Origin of the sequence: Streptomyces sp. ISL-94, from assembly GCF_018614075.1 — a bacterium.
Taxonomy (GTDB): domain Bacteria; phylum Actinomycetota; class Actinomycetes; order Streptomycetales; family Streptomycetaceae; genus Streptomyces.
Window position 1 is genome coordinate 57,831 of record NZ_JAGGOZ010000069.1, and the last position, 21,834, is coordinate 79,664.

Here is a 21,834-nt window from a genome sequence, read left to right on the forward strand (position 1 = left end):
GTGGCGGCGGCGAAACGGCGAGAGCGCCGCTCCCTGCGGGGAGCGGCGCTCTCGCCGTGTACCGGTGCTGCGGAACGGCAGCCGTCAGGCGATGGAGGCCGCCACGATGGCGGCGACGGCGAGGTTGCAGGAGGCCGTGACCCAGACCGCCGGGTGGGGTTCGGGGTCGACGACGATGGCGCCGAGCTTGCCCGGGGTCACCAGGTCGAGCACCAGGAAGGCCACCGCCATCAGGATCAGGCCGAGCACCCCGAAGGCCGCGGTCGACAGCAGGCCCTTGCCGAAGTCGTCGTAGGTGGTCCAGATCGAGGTGAAGACGATTCCGCCGATGCCGAGGAGCGCGGAGCTGAGCAGCAGGGCGGCGTTGCGGTTGCGCTCTTCCCAGATCTGCTTGGGGAGCTTCCCGGGCGTCAGCACGTCCACGAGGACGATGCCGAGGATCAGCAGGACCAGGCCGAGGGCGCCGAAGGCGCTGGTGCGGCCAAGTCCGTTGATGATGTCGCTCATTGAGAAGCCTGTCTCCGCGTGGGTGGGAAAGGATGTGCCGTGGGGAGGCCGAATCTATCGCACGGCCTTGGCCCGGACCATGGGAAGGTCAGGAAATGGTAAAGGTCAGGGCCGCGCGGGCGGCCGAGGCGGAGGCCCTGACCGGGCTGGTGATGCGGTCCAAGGCGCACTGGGGCTATGGCCCGGATTTCCTCGCCGCGTGCGCGGGCGAACTGCGGATCACGCCCGCCGACGTGACGGCCCGCCGGATCGTGGTGGCCGAGGACGGGCGGGGGCGGGTGCTCGGGCTCGCCTCCCTGGAGGGGACTCCTCCGCGGGCATCGCTGGGGCTGCTCTTCGTCGAGCCGGCGGCCATCGGGCGAGGGGTCGGGCGGCTGCTGTACCGGGACGCGCTGCGCCGGGCCGTGGAGCTGGGGGTCCGCGTGCTGACGATCGACGCCGATCCGCACGCGGCCGGGTTCTACCGGGCGATGGGGGCGGTGGCGGGTGGGGTGGCGGGTGGGGTGGCGGCCGCGGCCCCGGGGCCGGCGAGCGTGCCGGGTGCGGTCCCGGCCGCTCTGGCCGGAGTGACGGGCGGGGTCCCGGACACCCCGGCCGGGCTGACGGACGGGATCCCGGGGGGCCCGGACACCCCGGCCGGGCTGACGGACGGGGTCCCGGACCGGGTGCCCAGCGCGCCGGGAGTCGGGCCCGACGGACTGGTGCGGTTCGAGGTGTCGCCCGCGCCGCTCGCCGGCTGGGCGCAGGCGTGGACCGGGGGCGGGCGGGCCGTACACCTGGGCAACGTCGCCGAGTTCAATGCGCAGTTCTCGGACGCGTCCCTCGGCCCGGAGCAGTCGGCCGCGCACCACTACGCCTGCCTGGCCGCCTTCTACAGCCCCGAGCCCGCGGCGCTGGTCCTGCCCCGGGCCGTGCCGCGGGGCTGGACCGAGCTGGTCGGCCGCCAGCTGGGCTGGGCCGGGGTGGAGGTGTACGACGGCCTGGTGGAGCGGGGTCCCGGTCTGGCCGATGCCGTACGGGCCCGGCCGGCGCTGGCCGCGCTGCTCACCGGGGCCGGGCTGCCCCTCGTACCGTGGGGGCGGACGCGGCCGTTCGGGCGGCTGGCGGGCCGGCCGTTGCGGGCAGGGGAGCTGCGGTACGAGTCGAAGGCGGCGGCGCACGAGCTGTTCGGCCGGATCCTGGCGGGCGGCGGGCATCCCGGGATCGTGCTGCCCGCGCAGTGGCGGGCGGGCACCCGGCGGGCGGCGGTCCGCCTCGTCGCGGCCCGGGCCAAGGCCGGCGAGAGCACTGTTCTGAAATCGGAGCACGGTGTCGGGGGTTCGGGCACCACGGTGCTCACCCCCGGCCGGGTCCGGGCCGCGGGCGGGGCCCGTGCCGTCCTGCGGCGGCTGCCGCGCGGGCCGCTGCTGGTGGAGGAGTTCATCCACGGACCGGCCGGACCCGGCGATCCGCGCGATCTGACGTACGACGGCTTCGTGGACGCCGCGGGCCGGCTGCACGAGGTCGGCGCGGCGGTGATGGACGTGGCGGACGGCGGCTACCGGGGTGCCACGGTGGGCCCCGGGGTGGTGCCCGCGTGGGCGGAGCGGCCGCTGCTCGCCTTCGGGGCGGCAGTGGGCCGGGAGCTGGCCGCCTGCGGCTACCGGGGCTGGTTCGACGTGGACTTCGTCACCGATCACGCCGGGCGGCTCGCGCCGACCGAGACGAACCTGCGGCTTACCGGGCCGTCGATCGCCTTCATGGTGGCGGCCCGGCTCGACGCGCTGCGGGGCGCGGGCCACCTCGTACGGATCGCCGACCGCGTCGAGTTGGGCGCGCGGCTGCCCGAGGCACAAGGGGACGAGCTGTGCGCGGTACTGGCCCGGGGCTGTGCGGAGCTCGGGGCGGTCTTCGTCCCCGCGATCCCGACGGCCGCCTTCGAGCCGGAACCCTGGCTGGGCGTGCTGGTGGCCGCGCACAGCCGGGAGGCGCTGGACGCGGCCGAGGCGCTGGTGCGGTCGCAGGCCCTGGCGGTCGGAGCGGTGTTCGGCCCGCCGGAGGCCCATCCGGAACCAGGGGGCGTGTGGTGACGCGGGCCGGTCAGTCGTCGAAGTCGAAGGGATCGGCCGGTTTGGCGATGACGTACGCGGCGACGACGATGCCCGCGATCATCAGGGGAATGTTGAAGGTGTAGACGAGCGCGGCCTGACGCGGCCAGTCCTGTTTGGCGGCCAGCCGGTAGAAGTTGTCCTGGGGCCACCAGGACAACAGCAGGTAGGCCACCGCCAGATGGGCGGCCGCGGTGAGGGCGGGGCCACGGCGGTGGCGCCGCATGCGGGCGCGGCCGCCGAACAGGAAGACCACCCCGGCGCCGAAGGCGGCGCACTCGCACAGGTGGAGGAGGGCCAACAGGAACGCCCAGGGCTGCGGCACACCGCTGAGGTCGGTCGATCCGGGCCAGAACAGATTCGTGAGGACGAAGGCGACGAAGCCCAGCCCCACTCCGCCGCAGCCGGCCGCGCAGGAGGCCGGGGCTGCGCCTTCGCCCGTGGCGGCCCCGTACTTGCCGGATCTGCTCCCGCCGCGCCGCGCCGCCGCCGGGACGGGCAGGATGGGCAGGGGCAGGGCGTCCCGGTCCTCCTGGCCCGCCCGGTTGCGGGGCAGGGCACGCAACCGGATGACGGCGCGCGGGGTCTCCTCCCGGAGCACCTTCCCCGCCAGGTGGTCGCGCAGTTCCTCGATGTCCGGCAGCGAAGCACCGGCGGGCCACGACGGCCCGCCGGGCGGCGGGGCGGCGTACGCCACGAGCCGCCGTGGGCCGCGGCTTCCGTCGATCCCGTTCACGATCACCCCGCCGACGCCCTCGTGGCGGCGGATCGCGGATTCGATGGGGTACGGGTCGAGCGTGCGGCCGTCGGACAGGGTGATCCGGTCCCGCAACCGGCCGCCGAACTCCAGCAGTCCGTCCTCGCGGAGCAGGCCGAGGTCGCCGGTGGGGATCGCGTCGCCGCCGTCCTGCGGGGTGAGGCGGATCTCGCGGTCGCGCACCTCGACGCGACAGCCCGGGAAGGGGGTCCCGAGCAGGGAGACCTCTTCGGGGTCGTCGAGCGGGCCGGGCAGCTGCGGCAGTTCGAACCAGGTGCCGGTGCCCGCGCTCTCCGCGAGGCCGTAGACGTTGAGCACCCGCGCACCGGGCCGGAGCCGGCCCTGCAGGGTCGCCTGCTCGTCGAGGTAGAGCCGGTCGCCGCAGACGGCGACCAGCCTCAGTGAGCGCAGGGCGGGGTCCGTCTCGCGGCGGGGCTTCGGGATGCCGGTCCCCGGCTCCCCGCGCCGGATCAGCAGATCGACGGCGCCGGCCGGGTCGGTGTGCAGGACGGTGACGTGCTCGGTCTCGACCGCCGCGGCGATGTCCTGCGGCGTCCAGGGGGAGCGCGGGGCAAGGACGAGGGCGCCGCCCGAGCACAGGGCCCGGGTCCAGCCCGCGGCGAAGGCGGTGACGTCCGGGCCGGCCGTGATCAGGTGCCGGTCCTGCGGGGTCAGCCGGGCCACCTCGGCCCAGCCCTCGTAGGCGGCGAGCAGCAGACCGTGGCCGACGGGAACGGCGCGCGGCTCGGCCGCCCCGGTGAACAGGACGGCCGCCGTGCGTCCGGGCGCCGGGGCCGCCGGCGGCTCGGAGGGCTGTTCGGCGATCCCGGCGGCCTCCGCGCCGAGCCCGATCACCCGCAGGCCGCTGCCGGTGTCGAGGGCCGCCTGGTGGGTGCCGTGGGTGAGCAGGACGAAGGGCGCGGCCGCGCCGAGCTGGCGCTGCCCGATGCGCGGGTTCTCGACGTCGATGACGGTGTAGACACCGCCCGCCTTGAGGACGGCGAGGAGGCCGACGAGCAGTTCGGCCTGCCGGGCCGTGCCGACGGCGACGAGGCCGCCGGGCGGCAGGCCGGAGGCGAGCAGACGGTCCGCCAGCCGGTTGGCTCGCGCGTCGAGTTCCCCGTAGGCGAGGCTCTCCGGGCCGGCTGTGACGGCGCGTGCCCGGGGGGTGTCCCGGGCCCACTGCTCGAAGCGGTGCAGGACGGTGTCGGTGGTGCTCTTGCCGAAGCGTACGGACTCGGATCCCTGCGTCATGGACCGATGATGCCACCGGGCTCCGACAGCGGGCGGGGGACCGGAAAATCGCTCGTGCGGACGGAAGTTGGAGCCCCGTGGGAGCGGGGTCGGACGAAAGGTTGACCTCGACTTTGGTTGAGGTCCTAGTGTTCCGGCCATGGACATGGAAGTCACCGCTTGGACATCGCTGCACAGTGCGATCAACGCACAGCAGGACCGGCGCCCGCTCTCCCGGGCGAGTCTGCGCCGGGTCGCCGCCTTCGCCCTCCCGCACCGCCGAGGGCTCGCCCTCTTCCTGCTGCTCAGCGTGGTCACCGCGCTCCTGGCAGTGGCCACCCCGGTGCTCGCCAGCCGGATCGTCGACGCCATCGTGGCCGGCCGGGACAGCGGCACCGTCACCCGCCTCGCGCTCCTCATCGCGCTGATCGCGGTCGTTGAGGCGGGGCTCGGGCTGCTGACCCGCAGGCTCTCCGCCACCCTCGGCGAGGGGCTGATCCTCGACCTGCGGACGGCCGTCTTCGACCACGTGCAGCGGATGCCGGTCGCCTTCTTCACCCGGACCCGGACCGGCGCCCTGGTCAGCCGGCTCAACAACGATGTGATCGGCGCCCAGCGGGCGTTCAGCAACACCCTGTCCGGGGTCGTCGCCAACACCGTGACCCTGCTGCTGACCCTCGCCGTGATGCTGAGCATCTCCTGGCAGATCACCCTGCTGGCGCTGGTGCTGCTGCCGGTGTTCGTGCTGCCGGCCCGCCGGATGGGGGCCCGGATGGCCGCGATGCAGCGGGAGGCCTCCGCCCTGAACGCCGCGATGGGCACCCAGATGACGGAGCGTTTCTCCGCCCCCGGCGCGACGCTGGTCAAACTGTTCGGACGGCCCGCTGACGAGTCCGCCGAGTTCGCGGCCCGGGCAGCCCGGGTGCGCGACATCGGGATCCGGACGGCGATGGCCCAGTCGGCCTTCATCACCGCCCTCACCCTGGTCTCGGCCCTGGCGCTCGCCCTCGTCTACGGGCTCGGCGGGTACTACGCCCTGCGCGAGACCCTGGACGCCGGCTCCGTCGTCGCCCTCGCCCTCCTCCTGACCCGGCTCTACGCCCCGCTCACCGCGCTCGCCGGCGCCCGCGTCGAGGTGATGAGTGCGATGGTGAGCTTCGAGCGGGTCTTCGAGATCCTCGACCTGAAGCCGCTCATCGCCCAGAAGCCGGACGCCCGGCGGGTGCCGGACGGGCCGGTGGCCGTGGAGTTCGACCGGGTCTCTTTCGCCTACCCCTCCGCCGACAAGGTCTCCCTCGCCTCCCTGGAGTCGGTCGCCACCCTCGACACCCGGGGCGGCACACAGGTCCTGCACGAGGTGTCCTTCCGTGCCGAGCCGGGCCAGATGATCGCCCTGGTCGGCTCCTCCGGCGCCGGCAAGTCGACCATCGCCCAGCTGCTGCCGCGGCTCTACGACGCCGACGCGGGGGCGGTCCGCCTGGGCGGGGTCGACGTACGGGACCTCACGGCCGACTCGATCCGCGAGACGCTGGGCATGGTCACCCAGGACGGACACCTCTTCCACGAGTCGGTACGGGCCAACCTGCTGCTGGCCCGGCCCGAGGCGAGCGAGGAGGAGATCTGGGAGGCCCTGCGCCGCTCCCGCCTGGCCGGCCTCGTCGCCTCACTGCCGGACGGCCTGGACACGGTCGTCGGGGAGCGCGGCTACCGGCTGTCGGGCGGGGAGCGGCAGCGGCTGACCATCGCCCGGCTGCTGCTGGCCCGGCAGCGGGTGGTGATCCTCGACGAGGCCACCGCCCACCTGGACTCCACCTCGGAGGCGGCGGTGCAGGAGGCGTTGGGCGAGGCGCTGGCGGGCCGGACCGCCGTGGTGATCGCGCACCGGCTGTCGACCGTACAGGCGGCGGATCTGATCCTGGTGGTCGAGGACGGCCGGATCGTGGAACGCGGTACGCACGCCGAGCTGCTGGCGGCGGGCGGGCGGTACGAGGAGCTGTACCGCACGCAGTTCGCGGCGGCCGACACGGCCGGGGACGCCGTCCCGGGCGGCGCGGCACCGGTGTCCGGAGCATGATGGCCTGATGGCCGAGGAGCCCCTTCCGGACCGCCGACGATTCAGGAGCATGCGATGGACATCAAGCTGGAGCTGGTCGCCGTCCCCGTCACCGACGTCGACCGGGCCAAGGCCTTCTACGAGAAGCTCGGCTTCAGCGCCGACCACGATGTCACCGTGAGCGAGGACATCCGCTTCGTACAGCTGACCCCGCCGGGCTCGGCCTGCTCGATCGCGCTGGGCAAGGGGCTCACCCGGATGACACCGGGATCGCTGGACAACATGCAGGTGGTCGTCGCCGACATCGAGGAGGCCTACGCCGACCTGCGCGGCCGGGGCATCGAGGTGACCGAGATCCAGGACATGCCCTGGGGCTCCTTCGTCTACTTCTCCGACCCGGACGGCAACGGCTGGGCGGTCCAGCAGACCGCGCCGCGCACGGCGGCGGCCGGCTGAGCGGAACGCACCGAAGCGGGGCGCTGCGCCTGAACCCGTACCGCTCAGCTCTCCGCGGCGACGGGGTGGCCGGCGAGCTCCCACGCGTGGTGCTTGAACTCGTGGCGGAAGTCGGCGTGGTCCTCCCACTGGCGGGCGATGCCGCGCAGCACGTCCCAGTTGTGCTCCACCGACTGGTCGATGACGCGGCGCATGGCCGGCTCGGCCGACTCCCGCTGCGCGATGAGCCCCTTGATGTGGGAGGCCTCGAGGACGGCGTTGCGCAGCGCGCGCAGCGCACGGGAGGTGTCGTCCATCCCGAAGCCGTACTCGCTGCCCGTCGCCTCGTCGAACAGCGGGGTCAGCCGTGCCTCGATGAACGCGGTGATCCGCTCGAAGTGCTGCACGTCCATCGGGGGCTCCCTCTCCTGCCCGGGCCACCTCGTGTCCCCGGCGTCTTCTCCACTCGGCTGTTCCCGGTCATTATCCAGCAGCCCGGTGTGACCTCGTGCAACAGGATGGAGAAGGGCAAAACATCGGCTTCAGGCCATAGTTGCGCCGGGCGCGGACCTGCCCGGTGTCCGGCGCCGGAGCCACTTCGCCCACATCCGGTCAACAGCACCCGCCCCCGACCGGCCGGCCCCCGCGCCGCTTCCGCCCGCGGAAGCGTACGGCCGGATGACGAACCGCCGACGGGCAGTCGACTCCGGGAGGCCCGAGCGCCCGGGCCGGGCCCTCCGCCGGCGCCCCGCCCACCAGCGCGCGGACGCCCGCAGCCCGTGCGGAGCGGTGAGCTGACCCGCGCCCCGCACGGGCTTTCGTATACGAAACCGCCGGAAGATCGAACTCCAAATCGCCGGATCACCCCGGCGTTTTGCGGCGCGCACCTATGGCGGACACCCGCAGAGATTCGGCCAAGACCGTGAACCGGCCTCCCCGGGTGTGTCCTTGACGCCGTCGACAGGAGCGTCCCATGCTGATGCCGTCCGAAATTAGAGGACACATACCGTTGACATGAAAAAGGGGTGACAAAACATGAAGGTCAAGGTTGCCGAGAAGCAGGACACCGTTCGCACCACCACGCCTTACGTCGCCGGCTGAGGCGAATAAGCGAATACGGTGGGAGGTCCGTTCAACCGGGCCTCCCACCCCCTCCGGTGAGACAGATTCGGACACGGGAGAAATCCGGCATGACTGCTCCATTTCCGCGCGTGCGCCCCGCTTTCTTCGCAGAGCTCGACCAGGCAGCCAGCCGACTGGATTCCGGTGATCCCGAGGCCCCCGTATTCCTTCTGGTCACCTCACCGGACGGCAGCGGCAAGGCGGACACCGTGCGCGCCTGGCTCGACGCCGCGGCCGGCGGCCGGGCCGCCGGGCCCGTGGCGTCGGCGAGCGGGGACAAGCTCGCCCACGGCTATCTCGCCGGGCTGCAACCGCTGGTGGACCGCGCGCTGAGCACGGCGGAGGCCGACGCCCCGGACCTGGTCACCGCCGCCGAGCAGTCCCTCAAGCGCATCTTCCCGCACCGGGACTCCGCCGCCTACCGGGTGCCGAAGGACCTCACGGGCATCGCGAGCCGTGACGAACGGACCCGCTTCTACTTCCACGAGTACCAGGGCAAGCTGCTCAACGGCCTGTACGAGTTCCTCGACGCCTTCCTCGCCTCTCCGGGGCGGCCGCCGTACACCCTGGTCATCGACAACGCCGAGCGCCTGTCCCCCACGGTGGTGCAGTTCCTCGACATCGTCGCCCGCCGCAGGACGCTGTGCCGGCGCCTGACGATCGTGCTCCTGGTGGACGGCGAACCCGATGTCGCCCTCGCCGAGCACAGCGCGCGGGTCGCGCTGGGCCCGCTGTCCCGGGGCGAGGCCCGCGAGCTGATCGGGAGCTGGGGCTTCCCGGTCCCGGCGGCCAAGCGGCTCGACAGCCTGTGGCGGCTCTCGCAGGGCCGGCCGGCCCGGCTCTCGGCGCTCATGCGCTGCGCCGACGCGAAGGTGTCGCTGCCCGACTACCTGACCTTCGACACCCACCTCGACCTCTACCTGAGCCTGATGGGCGAGCGGGGCAGGTACGACCTGCTGGAGGGGTACGTCGCGGCCCACTGCGCGGACGACGATCCGGTCGCGGTGCGCAACTACGAGACGTACGACGCCGGAACGAAGGAGCGCCTGCACCGCGAGGTGCTCGGCGGCCTCGCCGGCACCCCCGAGGAGGTGTTCCACCCGGTCCACCACCTCGCCTTGGGCGACGCGTCCGACCGGGTCGTGGCACTGGCCCCGCTGTCGATCTCCCTCCAGGAGATCGGGCTCTACGACACCTGGTTCGACCTCTTCTCCCGCTTCTGGGCGGATCCGCAGCTGCGCACCCTCCCGGGCGGCGGCCAGACGCACAACCTGGTCTACCTGCGGATGTCCTTCGTCCTCTACTCCCTCGGGCTTGCCCACACCTCGATCCCCTATCTCGACACCTTCTACGGGCATTTCCCGCAAAGCCTCTACACGCCCACGGTGCTGTATTCGCAGAGCATGGCGCACGGCCGCTACCAGTCGCCCCCGGACCTCGTCACCGCCGAGCGATTCGCCCTGCTCAACCTGGAGAAGCTGGCCACCGAATTCCAGGACCACCCCAAGTACGAGTACATCAAGGTATTCGCCGAGAACGCCCTGGCCTATATCCGGGCACGGCAGGGACGGATGGACGAGGCGCTCACGCTCTGCACCGAAGGCATGGAGCGGATGCAGAAGATCTACGGCGATGAGAAATACGCGCTCCACCAGTCGATCCTCGTCTACAACACCGCCCAGATCTACGAAATGGTGAAGGACTTCCCGAAGGCGTACGAGACCTACCAGCGGACCATCGCGCTCGACCCGAACTACGGGGAATACGCCAACGACCTCGCCAACATGCTCCAGCGCACCGGCCGGTTCGAGGAGGCACTGGAATACTACGACCGGGCCATCGAGCTGTGCCCGCCCTATTACGAGGCGCATCTGAACCGCGCCCGGCTCCACGTGCAGCGGGGCGATGCGGCGGCGGCCGAGCGGGACTTCCGGCGCGTGGTGGAGCTCAAGCCGGGGGAGGCTCGGGCGCACGTGGGCCTCGGGGTGCTGCGGCTCAAGCAGGGGCGGCCCGCCGAGGCGCTTGCCAGCCTGGACGCGGCCGTCTACCACGATCCGGGGAACGCGCAGGCGTGGAGCAACCGGGGGCTGGCCCTCTCCGAGACCGGGCGCACCGCGGAAGCGGAGGAGAGCCTGCGCACGGCGGTGGCCCGCGATCCCAAGCTGACCGAGGCCTGGAACAACCTCGCCCACGTCCTCCACGCGAGTGGCCGGCCGCAGGAGTCGCTGACCTGCCTCGACCATGCGGTACGGCTCTCCGACGACCCGGACTACGCCTACAACCGCGCGGTGCTGCGGCTCGAACTGGCCGATCCGGACGGGGCGCGCGCCGACATCGAGCTGGCCGCCGAGCGCGGCGGCGACCCCGGGGAGCTGGCCGAGTTGCGCGCCCGGTTGACCGCGGATGCGACCTCGGGGCCCGCCACGGACTAGACAGGACGAGAGCGAGCCCCACCCGGATCGACGAGGAGCACCGCGTGCCACCCACCGAGCGCCGCGACACCCCCGAACACCGTTCCCTTCGCGCGCTGTTGTCGGCGTACGCGGTGAGCCAGTTCGGCAACTGGCTGTTCCGCACCGGGGTCGTCTACTACGCCTACAACCAGAACCACGGCTCCAACGCCCTGCTCACCACGGCGATCGTGCTGGTGTACCTGCCGATCCTGTTCGGTTCGCGGCTGCTGGCTCCGCTGGCCGACCGCCGGGACACGCGGCGCACGCTGATCGGGCTGGACATCCTGCGCGCCGCGGTGCTCGTGGTGCTGCTCGCCGCGGTCGGGGCCGGCCCCGGCGGCGGCTTCACCTCCGCGGCCACGATCGGCGTGATGGCCTTCCTCAGCCTGCTGACCCCCTTCTTCACCGCCTCGCAGACGGCCTACCTGCGCCGGGTGCTGCCGACCGAGCGGATCCCCTCGGCGCTCGCGGCGGTGGCGAAGGTGGACTGGTCGACCTTCATCCTGGGCACCGCGGCCGCGCCGCTGATGCTCCAGGTCTCCAATCTGCCGGTGCTGATCACCCTGGACATCGCCAGCTTCGTCGTCTCGGGGCTGCTGCTGGTACGGCTTGCCACCGCCCCCACCCCGGCGTCCGGCCGGACGGACGGCGCGAAAGACGGAGCGGGCAAGCGGCGGCTGACCGGGAGCAGCCGGTGGCTGCTGGCCAGCGTGTTCGCGCTGAACGCCGGCGCGGGGGTCATCAACGTCTACCCCAACGTCGTCGCCCGGGACTTCCTCGGCGGCGGCGCCACCTGGCTGAGCGTGATCAACCTCGCCAACGGCACCGGTGCGGTGATCGGCGCCACGCTGGCCGCCCGGCTGCGCGGCCGCCGGGGGCTGCGCCCCGGTGTGCTCGCCGCGCTGACCGTGGCCGTCTCCCTGGCGTGCATGACGCTGGTGACGACCGCGTGGGTGGCGGTACTCGCCAGCTCCGCCATGCTGCTGGCCGGCCAGGTGTTCGCGGTGGTCTTCCAGGCCCGGATCCTGGAGAACGAGCCGGTGGCGGTGGCCGGCCGGGTCTCCGGCCACTTCACGCTGGGGACCTTCGCCGGTGTGACGGTGAGCATCCTGCTGTTCATGGGATTCACCAGCCTCGGTTCGATGCGCGGTTCCTTCACCGTGCTGCTGCTCGTCGCGGCGGTCTCGGCGCTGGTCTCGGCGTGGATCGGCCAGGCCGCTTCCCGCAAGTACGGGGAGGCGGCCCCCGAGGCGAACGGCCAAGGCCCGGACGCGGAGGCCGCGGCGGAGGTGGAGGGCGCCGCCGCCCTGCTGGTGCGGCAGGCGGGCCGGGCCTTCGCCACCGGCGTGACCGTCGCGTCCACGGTGGCGTCCGGGGTCCCGCACGCGACCACGGTGAACTCCTTCGTGACCGTCTCCCTCGACCCGCCCCTCGTACTGATCTGCGTCGCGCACGGCTCGCACCTGGCCGCCCTGGTCACCGAGGGCTCCCCGCTGGGCGTCACGGTCCTGGCGGCCGACCAGCGGGAGACGGCCGCGCACTTCGCCCGGGCCGAACGCCCGGTGGGCGAGGCCCAGTTCGCGGGGCACGCCTGGCGTCCCGGCCCGGAGACCGGCGCCCCGCTGCTGTCGGGCGGCGCGGCATGGCTGGAAGGCCGGGTGCAGTCGGTCGTCCCCGCCGGGGACCATGCGATCGTCCTGGCCCGCGTCCTGGCGTTCACCCCGTCGGACGAGCCGGTGGCAGGCCCCCTGGTCTTCTACGGCGGCGGTTTCCACTCCCTCGGCCACGACGCCTCGGCCGCGCCGGGCGGACTCCAGAAAGCGGAGCAATGACCTCTCCCCACCGGCTTCCCGACCCGCACCCGCTCCCGCTCCCGCTTCCGCAGCCGCTCCCCTATCCCCCCGCGCCCCGCGAGCACCGGCAGGACAAGCTGCACGGGCACCTGGTCGAGGACCCGTACCGGTGGCTGGAGGACCCGCAGAGCGAAGGGACCCGCCAGTGGGCGGCGGCACAGCGGGAGCTGTGCGACCGCGTCCTGGGCGGCCTGCCCGGGCGCGCCGCGCTGCGCGGGCGCCTCACCGAACTGCTGGGCACCGGCAGCGTGAGCGCTCCCGTGTGGCGCGGCCGGCGGCAGTTCTTCACCCGCCGCCTGCCCGGTCAGGAGCGCGCCGTCCTGCTCACGGTGGAACCGGGCGGTGCGGAACGCGTCCTGCTCGATCCGATGCGGCTGGACCCGGCCGGCGACACCACCCTGGACGCGTGGCATCCGGATCAGGAGGGGAACCGGCTCGCGTACAAGATCTCCCGCGGCGGCACGGAGGAGTCACTCCTCCACGTGCTGGACGTCGCCACCGGCGTGCTCCTGGAGGGCCCCATCCCGCGCGCCCGGCACTCGGCCGTCGCCTGGCTCCCCGGCGGCTCGGCCTACTACTACGTCCGCCGTCTGCCCGAGCCCGAAGGGGAGGAGGACAGCGGCGGTCCGGGGCGGCGACGCGTCTATCTCCACCGGGTGGGCACCGACCCGGAGTCGGAGGACGTGGTGGTGTTCGGGGAGGGGCTCCCCGACTCCAACGACTACGGCATCCTGGTCAGCCGCGACGGCCGCTGGCTGAGCGTGGGGGCCTCCCGGGGCACCGAGAACCGCAGCGACCTGTGGCTCGGCGACCTGTCGGCCGGCACGCCCGAGGCGCCGCGGTTCCAGCCGGTCCAGGTGGGCGTGGACGCCGACACCGGCCTGTACATGTGGCGCGACGGCCGGGCGTACCTCTTCACCGACCGGGACGCGCCGCGCTCGCGGCTCTGTGTCGCCTCCCCCGCCGACCTGGAGTACGCGTCCTGGCGCGACCTGATACCGGAGGATCCGGAGGCGGTGCTGACCGACTTCGCCATCCTGGACGGTCCGGAGCTGGACCGGCCGCGCCTCCTGGCCGGCTGGACGCGGCACGCCGCGGGCGAGGTCACCGTCCACGACCTGGAGACCGGGGAGCGGCTCGGCACGGTGCCGACGCGGGGGGTCGGCTCGCTCGGGGGGCTGTACGAACGCCCGGAGGGCGGCCACGAGGCGTGGTTCTCGTACACCGACGGCACCTCGCCGGGGTCGGTCCTGCGGTACGACGCCCGCCACGGCACCACCGGCCTCTGGGCGTCCGCTCCGGGCATGGTGGCCGTCCCGAAGGTGAAGAGCTCGCAGATCGCCTACCGCTCCACCGACGGAACGACCGTACGCATGCTGCTGGTCGAACCGCTCCACCGGACCGGGCCGCGGCCCGCGATCCTCTTCGGGTACGGGGGCTTCGGCTCCTCCCAGGTCCCCGCCTACGACCCCTCGGTGCTGGCCTGGGTGGAGGCCGGCGGCGTCTACGCCGTGGCCCACCTGCGCGGCGGCGGCGAGGAGGGCGAGGAATGGCACCGGGCGGGGATGCGGGAGAACAAGCAGCAGGTGTTCGACGACTTCCACCGCGCGGCCGAGGCGCTGATCGCCGGCGGCTGGACCACGGCGGACCGGCTCGGGATCCACGGAGGCTCCAACGGGGGCCTGCTCGTGGGCGCCGCGCTGACCCAGCGGCCCGAGCTCTACCGGGCGGTGGTGTGCGAGGCGCCGCTGCTGGACATGGTCAGGTACGAGCGCTTCGGACTGGGGCGCCTGTGGTCCGCCGAGTACGGCTCGGCGCAGGACCCCGGGGAACTCGGCTGGCTGCTGGGCTATTCGCCCTACCACCACGTACGGGAGGCGGTGGAGTATCCGGCGGTGCTGTTCACGGTGTCGGAGAACGACGCGCGGGTCGATCCGATGCACGCCCGGAAGATGTGCGCCGCGCTCCAGCACGCCACCGGGGGCCGGGCACCGATCCTGCTGCGCAGTGAGGCGGAGGCCGGCCACAAGGGCCGCTCGACCTCGAGGGCCGCCGCCCTGGCCGCCGACACGCTCGCGTTCCTCGCCTGGCAGACCGGCCTGGCTCTGCCCTGATGACCACCGATCCACGAGGTTGATATGATTGACAAGACGGCCCCGGCCGGCCGCCCGGTCGTGGCGATCGTCGACGCCTACTCCAGTGCCCGGTGCCTGGCACCGCTCTTCCGGGAGCGGGGGTTCGACTGCGTGCACGTGCGGAGCGCCGCCATCGCCCCGCCCGCGTACGAACGCAGCTTCCGGCCGCAGGACTTCACCGCCGACATCGTGCACGGGGGCGATGCGGCGCAGACGGCCGCCGCCGTCGCCGGTCACGGGCCGGTGTGCCTGCTGCCCGGCATCGAGAGCGGGGTGGAACTGGCCGACGTACTGAGCGAGGCGCTGGGGCTGCGGACCAACGGAACGGCGCTGAGCACGGCCCGCCGGGACAAGTACCGCATGCTGGAGACGGTGCGGGAGGCCGGCGTGCCCGCCGTGGGGCAGATCCTGGCCACGGACCTCGGCACGCTGCTCGACTGGTACACCAAGGCCGACGGCCGGGTGGTGCTGAAGCCGGTCAAGAGCGCGGGCAACGACGGCATCCACTTCTGCGACGACGCCGGGCAGGTGCGGGCGGCCTTCGCCGCGCTGATCGGCACCGACAGCGCGCTGGGCGCCCGCAACCGGGCGGTGCTCGCCCAGGAGTACCTGGTCGGCGGCGAGTACATCGTGAACACGGTGAGCCTGGACGGCAGGCACCACGTCACGGACATCTGGCGGATGCACCACATCAGCGCCAACGGGGTTCGCGACCTGGGGGTCAGTGCCGTACTGCTGCCCCGCCACGGCGCCGACCAGGACGCGCTGGCCGCGTACACCTGCCGGGTCCTGGACGCGCTGGGGGTACGCAACGGGCCCGCGCACAGCGAGCTGAAGCTGACCCCGCAGGGGCCGCGGCTGATCGAGACGGCCGCCCGTGCGTGCGGCGCCGACCTGCACGTGCCGGTGAAGGCGGCGATCGGGGAGAGCCAGCTGGAATGGACGGTGGACGCCTACACGGACCCCGGCCGCTTCCTCGCCCGCTGGGACGAGGGCTACGAACTGGCGGGCCACGCCGGGCTCGTGAACATGGTCTCGCCCGCGGACGGCACGCTGCGCGACTATCCGAGGATGGCGGAGCTGCGCGGGCTCGACAGCTTCCACGACATCGCCCTGAACGTCCGCCCGGGCAGCCGGATCCACCGGTCGGTGGACGACTGGACCTATCCGATGCGCGTGTACCTCGTCCACGAGACGCCGAACACCGTCCTGCACGACATCCTGACCGCGCACTACCTGGACGGGGAGGGGTTCTACGACATCGTCTGACCTCGCCCGGCTCCCAACTCGCCCTCACAGCAGCCATTTTCCCGATGATCTACTTTTAGGGTCCGCTGTGAGGAAGGAATGGACAGGTGGACGAGAGTACCGGCCTGACCGAGCGCTTCGAAGAGCACCGCTCTCATCTGCGATCGGTGTCCTACCGCATGCTCGGCTCGCTCAGCGAGGCCGAAGACGCAGTACAGGAGGCGTGGCTGCGCCTCAACCGCTCCGACACCGGCGACGTCGAGAACCTCGGCGGATGGCTCACCACGGTGGTGTCGCGCATCTGCCTGAACATGCTGCGCTCCCGGGAGTCCCGGCGCGAGGACGCGATGGAGGCGTATCCCACCGAGCGAGTGGTCGGCCGTGAGGACACGGTCGACCCCGAACAGGAGGCGATCCTGGCCGACTCGGTGGGACTGGCGCTGCTGGTGTTGCTCGACAGGCTGGCGCCGGCGGAGCGGCTCGCGTTCGTGCTGCACGACCTGTTCGCCGTGCCCTTCGACGAGATCGCCCCGATGATCGAGCGGACCCCGGCCGCGACCCGCCAGCTCGCGAGCCGCGCCCGCCGCCGGGTCAAGGGCGCTCCCGCGGTGCCCGACGCCGATCTGACCCGTCAGCGGCGGGTGGTGGACGCCTTCCTGGCCGCCACCCGCGGCGGGAACTTCGACGCGCTGGTCGCGCTGCTCGATCCGGACGTGGCCCTGCGCGCCGACAAGGCGGTCGGACCCACCCCCGCGCCCCTCCTCATCAGCGGCGCCGTCACGGTGGCCCGGGGTGCGATGGCCGCCGTGCAGCGGGCACAGTCCACGCAGCCCGCGCTGGTCAACGGCACGGTCGGCCTGGCGATGGCCCCGCGGGGCCGGCTGTTCCTCGTGCTCGCCTTCACCCTCGAGGACGGTCTGATCACCGGGATCGACGTGATCGCGGAACCGGAGCGGCTGCGGGAGCTGGACCTCGCCGTGCTCGACGTCTGAGACCGACCCGGTCGCGTTGTTCGACGCCGGTCCCCACGGACCACGTCGAACACCGCGACAGCGGGGCCGAGTCAGGCCGGGCCGGGTCGAGTCGGGCCGGGCCGGGCCGGGCCGGGCGATCAAGGAGCGAGCACGTCCAGCTCCTCCAGGGCCCCCGCCGCGATCTGCCGGGTCAGCGCCTCGGCCCGGGCCGCGTCGCCCTCCCGTACGGCCTCCGCCACCCGGACGTGGAGGGTGACGGCCGCCGGGTCGGGATCGTGGAACATCACCGCGTGCTCGGTGCGGCCGGTCAGGACCTCGGCGACGACGTCCCCGAGGCGCGCGAACATCTCGTTGCCGGAGGCATTCAGGACGACGCGGTGGAAGGCGATGTCGTGCCGCAGGTAGCCGTCGAGCTGGTGGCCGCGCGAGGTGCGGACCATGCCGAGGGCCGCCTCGGTGAGCTCGGCGCACTGTTCGGGAGTGGCCAGGGTCGCCGCCAGCCCGGCCGCGACCGGCTCGATCGCCGAGCGCAGTACGGTCAGGGAGCGGAGCTGGCGGGGGCGGTCGGCGCCGGCCAGCCGCCAGCGGATGACGCGCGGATCGTAGACGTTCCACTCGTCGGTGGGGCGCACGGTGACACCGACCCGGCGGCGGGACTCGACGAGGTGCATCGACTCCAGTACGCGGACGACCTCGCGCACGACGGTGCGCGAGGCGTCGAAGCGCTCGGCGATCTCGTCGGTGCGCAGGACGCTGCCCGGCGGGTACTCCCCGGCCGTGATCGCGAGTCCGAGGGTGTCCAGCACCCGGGAGTGGAGCCCCTGGACCTGCCCCTGCCCTGGTCCAGGACTGCCGTCGGTGGTCATGGCGTAAGCGTACGGTGACGCCCGTGCGCGCAAAAGATGCGATGTTTTCGTCCCGCACTCTTGAATAAGTACTACTTAATGGGCTTCACTGCTGCCACACGAACCGATGTCGACGAGGACAGCGAGGTAGGCGTGAGCACCCAGCGCGTCATTGTGGTGATGGGCGTGGCCGGCACGGGCAAGACGACCGTGGGCCGGCTGCTCGCGGAGGCGCTGTCCCTTCCGTACGCGGAGGGCGACACCTTCCACCCTCCGGCCAACGTCGCCAAGATGTCGGCCGGCACCCCGCTCCAGGACGCGGACCGGTGGCCGTGGCTCGACGCCATGGGCGCGTGGATCCGCGAGCGGGCCGCCGCAGGCAGCGGCGGAGTCGTCGCGGCCTCCGCACTCAAGCGCGCCTACCGCGACCGGCTGCGCAGCGCCGCCCCGCAGGCGGTGTTCGTCCACCTCACCGGTGAGCGCCCGCTGATCGAGGAGCGGATGGCGGCCCGCACGGGCCACTTCATGCCCACCACTTTGCTGGACTCGCAGTTCGCCACGCTGGAGCCGCTCCAGGAGGACGAGCTCGGCGTCGCCGTCGACGTGTCCGGATCCCCGGAAGACATCACCGAACGGGCGCTGGCGGCTCTGAGCCGGCTCCGTACACCCGAGAACTAAGGAATCGTCACCGTGACCAGTCTCAGCGTCGAGACACTGGCAGCGGCCGGCGCCGGACCGATCACCTCGGCCGGGAACACCCAGCTGGGGATCGCCGTCCTCGCGGGCATCGCCGTCATCGTCCTGCTCATCACCCGCCTCAAATTGCACGCCTTCCTGGCCCTGACGGTCGGCTCGCTGGCCCTCGGCGTCTTCGCGGGGGCTCCCCTGGCCAAGACGATCTCCAGCTTCACCACCGGACTCGGCTCGACGGTCGCCGGCGTGGGCGTACTGATCGCCCTCGGCGCGATCCTCGGCAAGCTGCTGGCGGACTCGGGCGGCGCGGACGAGATCGTGGACACGATCCTCGCCCGGGCCAAGGGCCGCGCCATGCCGTGGGCCATGGTGCTGATCGCCTCCGTGATCGGGCTGCCGCTCTTCTTCGAGGTCGGCATCGTCCTGCTGATCCCCGTGGTGCTGCTGGTGGCCAAGCGGGGCAGCTACTCGCTGATGCGGATCGGCATTCCGGCACTGGCCGGCCTGTCCGTGATGCACGGGCTGATCCCGCCGCACCCCGGCCCCCTCGTCGCGATCGACGCGCTCCACGCGAACCTGGGCGTGACCCTCGCCCTCGGAGTGCTCGTCGCGATCCCGACCGTGATCATCGCCGGGCCGCTGTTCTCCCGGTACGCGGCGCGGTGGGTGGACATCCCGGCGCCCGAGAAGATGATTCCGCAGCGGCCGTCCGCGGAGCTGGAGCACCGGCCCCGGTTCGGCGCGACGGTCTTCACGGTGTTGCTGCCGGTGGGGCTGATGCTGGTCAAGGCCTTGGTGGACATCGTTGTCAACGATCCCGCCAACGCGGTGCAGCGCGTCACCGACGTCGCGGGCTCCCCGCTGATCGCGCTGCTCGCGGCGGTGCTGGTGGGCATGTTCACCCTCGGCCGGGCGGCCGGCTTCACCCGGGCCCGGCTCTCCACGACGGTGGAGAAGTCCCTCGCCCCGATCGCCGGCATCCTGCTGATCGTCGGCGCGGGCGGCGGCTTCAAGCAGACGCTGATCGACGCGGGCGTCGGCCGGATGATCCTGGACCTGTCGAAGGACTGGGCCATCCCGACCCTGCTGCTGGCCTGGCTGATCGCCGTCGCCATCCGGCTCGCCACGGGCTCGGCGACGGTGGCCACCATCTCGGCGGCCGGACTGGTGACCCCGCTCGCCGCGGGCATGTCCACCACCGAGACCGCCCTGCTGGTCCTCGCCATCGGCGCCGGCTCGCTGTTCTTCAGCCACGTCAACGACGCCGGGTTCTGGCTGGTCAAGGAGTACTTCGGGATGACCGTCGGGCAGACCCTGAAGACCTGGTCGGTGATGGAGACCATCATCTCGGTGGTGGGCCTGGGCTTCGTACTCCTGCTGTCGCTGGTCCTGTGACCGGTCCTCCAGCCGGTCCTCCAGCCGGCCCGGCAACCGACCGGGGGCGGCCGTCAGCGTTCGCCGAGCTGGGCGGCGGCCAGGGCGAAGCCGTTCGCCGCGGTGGCACAGCGGCCGGCGAGGACGTCGATCTCGGCGCGCAGGGCGCCGGCCTGGGGGTCCCGCCGGGCCGGCGCCATCTCCGTCGCCCGCAGGCGCACCGCGTGGGTGCGCAGCGCTGAGGCGTGCCGGCGCAGGCTGTCGACGGCGCGCGGGCGGGCGGCGGGCCGGAGCGGCGACCCGGAGAACCGGGCGCGAGCGCGGGCCGCGGGGCGGTGACCGGCGGGCGGGTCGGGCCGCGCCGGTCCTTCCAAGCCTTTCGTCCTCCCTGCGGAGTCCGCGAGCTCTCCGCTTACCCGGCTTGCCCGGCGTACTGCGAACCCTCCCTTGGAGCCGTCGCGCAGGCCCGGGCCGCGGTCGCAGAAGGCCCAGAAGGCAGCGCCCAGCCCGAGGAGCGGATCCGCGGGAAGGGCCCGGCCGGTGGCGACCTGCCAGCCGGCGTGGTCGTTGAAGGGGTTCGCGTCGGTCAGGGCGTCCCAGGCGAGGATGTCGGCGAAGGCGGGGGCCAGCAGCGTGAAGGCGTGCTCGGTGCCCCGCTCGCGCATGATGCCGCGGAACAGACGGGCGGCCTCGGCCTGCCGCCCTTCCCCGACGGCTGCGAGGACCGCCGCCGCACCGGGGTCTTCGAGGAGTTCGGGGCGGCTCGCTCCGATGGCCCGGATCCTGGCCCGGAGCCCGCAGACCGCGACGCTGATCGCGAGGCTCTCCCGGCCGGCGAGCAGCCCGGCGAGCCGGCCGGCCCGGGCCACACCCCGGCCGCGCGGGGCCCAGCCGAGGCCCTGCGGGTCGGTGAGGGTACGCAACAGGGTGCGCCAGCCGAGCCGGCGGCCGCCGCCCCGGGCGAGGGCCGCCGCAGGCAGGCGGGCGCCGAGGGCCAGGCCGGAGGCGTAGCGGGCGGCCTCGCCGACCGCGTCGGCGGCTTCGGCGAGTACGCGGCACAGGTCGTCGAGCAGGTCGACGTCCGCGTCGGCGGACGCGGCGGTAGCGGCGTCGGGCATGGGATCCTCGCGGGTTTCGGCAGGGGGTCGTCTCGGGCGGGGGGCGTGCCGGGCGGGCAGTGTCGGGTCCGGTCGGTTGGGGGGCCGGGTCACCGGCGGGTGAGCGTGAGCCGGATGCCGTTCGCATCGAGCGTGGCGGGCAGCGGTCCCACCGGGTCCAGGAGCGGCCGGATGACGCCGATCCGGTGGTCTTGCAGCACCTCCGCGCAGAACGCGGCCGTCACCAGCAGGCCGAGTTCGTCGCCCGGACAGCGGCCACCGCCGTGCCCGAAGGGCGCCATCCGGGTGTCGTGGTCGGCAGCCGGGTTCTTCCACCGGCCGGGCACGAAGACGTGCGCGGCCGGGACCCGTTCGGGGTCGCGCTGGTGGAACGCGGCGGGCAGCAGGACGGAGGTGCCGGCCGGGCAGCGCACACCGCGCCAGTCGGTCTCGGCGCGGGTGACGCGGAGCAGCTCGGGCACCACCGGGAAGAGCCGCAGGGATTCCCGTACGCAGGCGCGCAGCCGGGGCAGTTCGCCGCCCCCGGCCGCGCCGCCCGTGGCCGCTTCGGCAGCGGCCGCCTCCTGCTCGGCCGGGTGCGCGCCGAGCAGGAGGAGGGTGCGCAGCAGGGTGGCGGGGAGGGACTGCATGGCGAGCAGCCATTGGCGGGCCTGGCCGGCGGGGTCCGCGGCGTCCGCGCGCGCCACGAGGGTGCCGGCGTCGGCCCGGCCCGCGTACTCGCGAATGCGGGAGCCGGCGAGGTCGTACGGGGCGCCCTTGCGCCGTCCCGGCCCCGGCCCGTCGGGGCGCGACCGCTTGAGCCAGCCCGCCAGTTCCTCGTCCTCGGCGGCAGCGGCGCCGAGCACGATCCGCCGGGCGGCGCGGCCCACGGCGCGGTGGGCGCGGGCGATTTCCAGGGTGCCGGAGGCGGTCAGGTGCGGTGCCTCCTCGGCGACGGCCGCCAGGAC

The 21,834-nt window shown here is 73.3% G+C and carries 16 protein-coding genes; 10 read left to right on the forward strand and 6 right to left on the reverse strand.

The window, feature by feature from the left end; genetic code table 11:
• Window positions 1–84: 84 nt before the first annotated feature.
• Complete coding sequence (locus J7E94_RS21875; protein ID WP_215018017.1) at window positions 85–507, reverse strand: DUF350 domain-containing protein; 423 nt, start codon at window positions 505–507, stop codon at window positions 85–87.
• A gap of 95 nt (window positions 508–602) precedes the next feature.
• Here J7E94_RS21875 and J7E94_RS34805 point away from each other — a divergent pair, with 95 nt between their 5' ends.
• Complete coding sequence (locus J7E94_RS34805) at window positions 603–2,576, forward strand: GNAT family N-acetyltransferase (protein WP_251057031.1); 1,974 nt, start codon at window positions 603–605, stop codon at window positions 2,574–2,576.
• 10 nt (window positions 2,577–2,586) lie between these two features.
• Here J7E94_RS34805 and J7E94_RS21885 read toward each other — a convergent pair whose 3' ends face one another.
• The gene (locus J7E94_RS21885) at window positions 2,587–4,605 is read right to left on the reverse strand and encodes an AMP-binding protein (RefSeq protein ID WP_215018020.1); all 2,019 of its coding nucleotides are present in this window, start codon (window positions 4,603–4,605) and stop codon (window positions 2,587–2,589) included.
• 139 nt (window positions 4,606–4,744) lie between these two features.
• Between J7E94_RS21885 and J7E94_RS21890 the strand changes: the two genes are divergently transcribed.
• Window positions 4,745–6,658, forward strand: a complete 1,914-nt coding sequence (locus J7E94_RS21890; protein WP_215018022.1) for an ABC transporter ATP-binding protein — start codon at window positions 4,745–4,747, stop codon at window positions 6,656–6,658.
• 54 nt (window positions 6,659–6,712) lie between these two features.
• On the forward strand, window positions 6,713–7,093 hold the full coding sequence (locus J7E94_RS21895) for a VOC family protein (RefSeq protein ID WP_215018025.1): 381 nt from the start codon (window positions 6,713–6,715) through the stop codon (window positions 7,091–7,093).
• A 44-nt stretch (window positions 7,094–7,137) separates the two neighbouring features.
• Here J7E94_RS21895 and J7E94_RS21900 read toward each other — a convergent pair whose 3' ends face one another.
• A complete protein-coding gene (locus tag J7E94_RS21900; protein ID WP_215018028.1) occupies window positions 7,138–7,485 on the reverse strand; it encodes a hypothetical protein in 348 nt (115 codons plus the stop codon).
• Window positions 7,486–8,262: 777 nt separating this feature from the next.
• Here J7E94_RS21900 and J7E94_RS21905 point away from each other — a divergent pair.
• The 5 genes from J7E94_RS21905 to J7E94_RS21925 all read left to right on the forward strand — a co-directional run bounded on the left by J7E94_RS21905 (window position 8,263) and on the right by J7E94_RS21925 (window position 16,875).
• The gene (locus J7E94_RS21905; RefSeq protein WP_215018031.1) at window positions 8,263–10,626 is read left to right on the forward strand and encodes a tetratricopeptide repeat protein; all 2,364 of its coding nucleotides are present in this window, start codon (window positions 8,263–8,265) and stop codon (window positions 10,624–10,626) included.
• A gap of 44 nt (window positions 10,627–10,670) precedes the next feature.
• Window positions 10,671–12,479 carry an MFS transporter gene (locus J7E94_RS35775; RefSeq protein ID WP_215018034.1) on the forward strand — a complete coding sequence of 603 codons (1,809 nt, stop codon included), beginning with the start codon at window positions 10,671–10,673 and terminating at the stop codon, window positions 12,477–12,479.
• On the forward strand, window positions 12,476–14,614 hold the full coding sequence (locus J7E94_RS21915) for a prolyl oligopeptidase family protein (protein WP_215018037.1): 2,139 nt from the start codon (window positions 12,476–12,478) through the stop codon (window positions 14,612–14,614). The genes J7E94_RS35775 and J7E94_RS21915 overlap by 4 nt, the downstream gene beginning before the upstream one ends.
• Before the next feature lie 24 nt (window positions 14,615–14,638).
• Window positions 14,639–15,904: an ATP-grasp domain-containing protein gene (locus J7E94_RS21920; protein ID WP_215018039.1), complete on the forward strand. Its 1,266-nt coding sequence runs from the start codon at window positions 14,639–14,641 to the stop codon at window positions 15,902–15,904.
• Between the two features lie 86 nt (window positions 15,905–15,990).
• Window positions 15,991–16,875 (forward strand): sigma-70 family RNA polymerase sigma factor, encoded by an 885-nt coding sequence (locus tag J7E94_RS21925; RefSeq protein WP_215018041.1) that lies wholly within the window; start codon window positions 15,991–15,993, stop codon window positions 16,873–16,875.
• A 119-nt stretch (window positions 16,876–16,994) separates the two neighbouring features.
• Here J7E94_RS21925 and J7E94_RS21930 read toward each other — a convergent pair whose 3' ends face one another.
• Window positions 16,995–17,723, reverse strand: a complete 729-nt coding sequence (locus tag J7E94_RS21930; RefSeq protein ID WP_215018043.1) for a FadR/GntR family transcriptional regulator — start codon at window positions 17,721–17,723, stop codon at window positions 16,995–16,997.
• 132 nt (window positions 17,724–17,855) lie between these two features.
• Here J7E94_RS21930 and J7E94_RS21935 point away from each other — a divergent pair, with 132 nt between their 5' ends.
• A complete protein-coding gene (locus tag J7E94_RS21935) occupies window positions 17,856–18,380 on the forward strand; it encodes a gluconokinase (protein ID WP_215018045.1) in 525 nt (174 codons plus the stop codon).
• A gap of 12 nt (window positions 18,381–18,392) precedes the next feature.
• Complete coding sequence (locus tag J7E94_RS21940) at window positions 18,393–19,790, forward strand: gluconate:H+ symporter (RefSeq protein ID WP_215018047.1); 1,398 nt, start codon at window positions 18,393–18,395, stop codon at window positions 19,788–19,790.
• Window positions 19,791–19,843: 53 nt separating this feature from the next.
• On the opposite strand, the gene J7E94_RS21945 is transcribed toward J7E94_RS21940, so the two are convergent.
• Together J7E94_RS21945 and J7E94_RS21950 are read right to left on the reverse strand one after the other, a co-directional pair.
• Window positions 19,844–20,887 (reverse strand): hypothetical protein, encoded by a 1,044-nt coding sequence (locus J7E94_RS21945; RefSeq protein WP_215018048.1) that lies wholly within the window; start codon window positions 20,885–20,887, stop codon window positions 19,844–19,846.
• Between the two features lie 89 nt (window positions 20,888–20,976).
• The coding region (locus tag J7E94_RS21950; protein WP_215018050.1) for a cytochrome P450 at window positions 20,977–21,834 on the reverse strand (858 nt) is incomplete at its 5' end.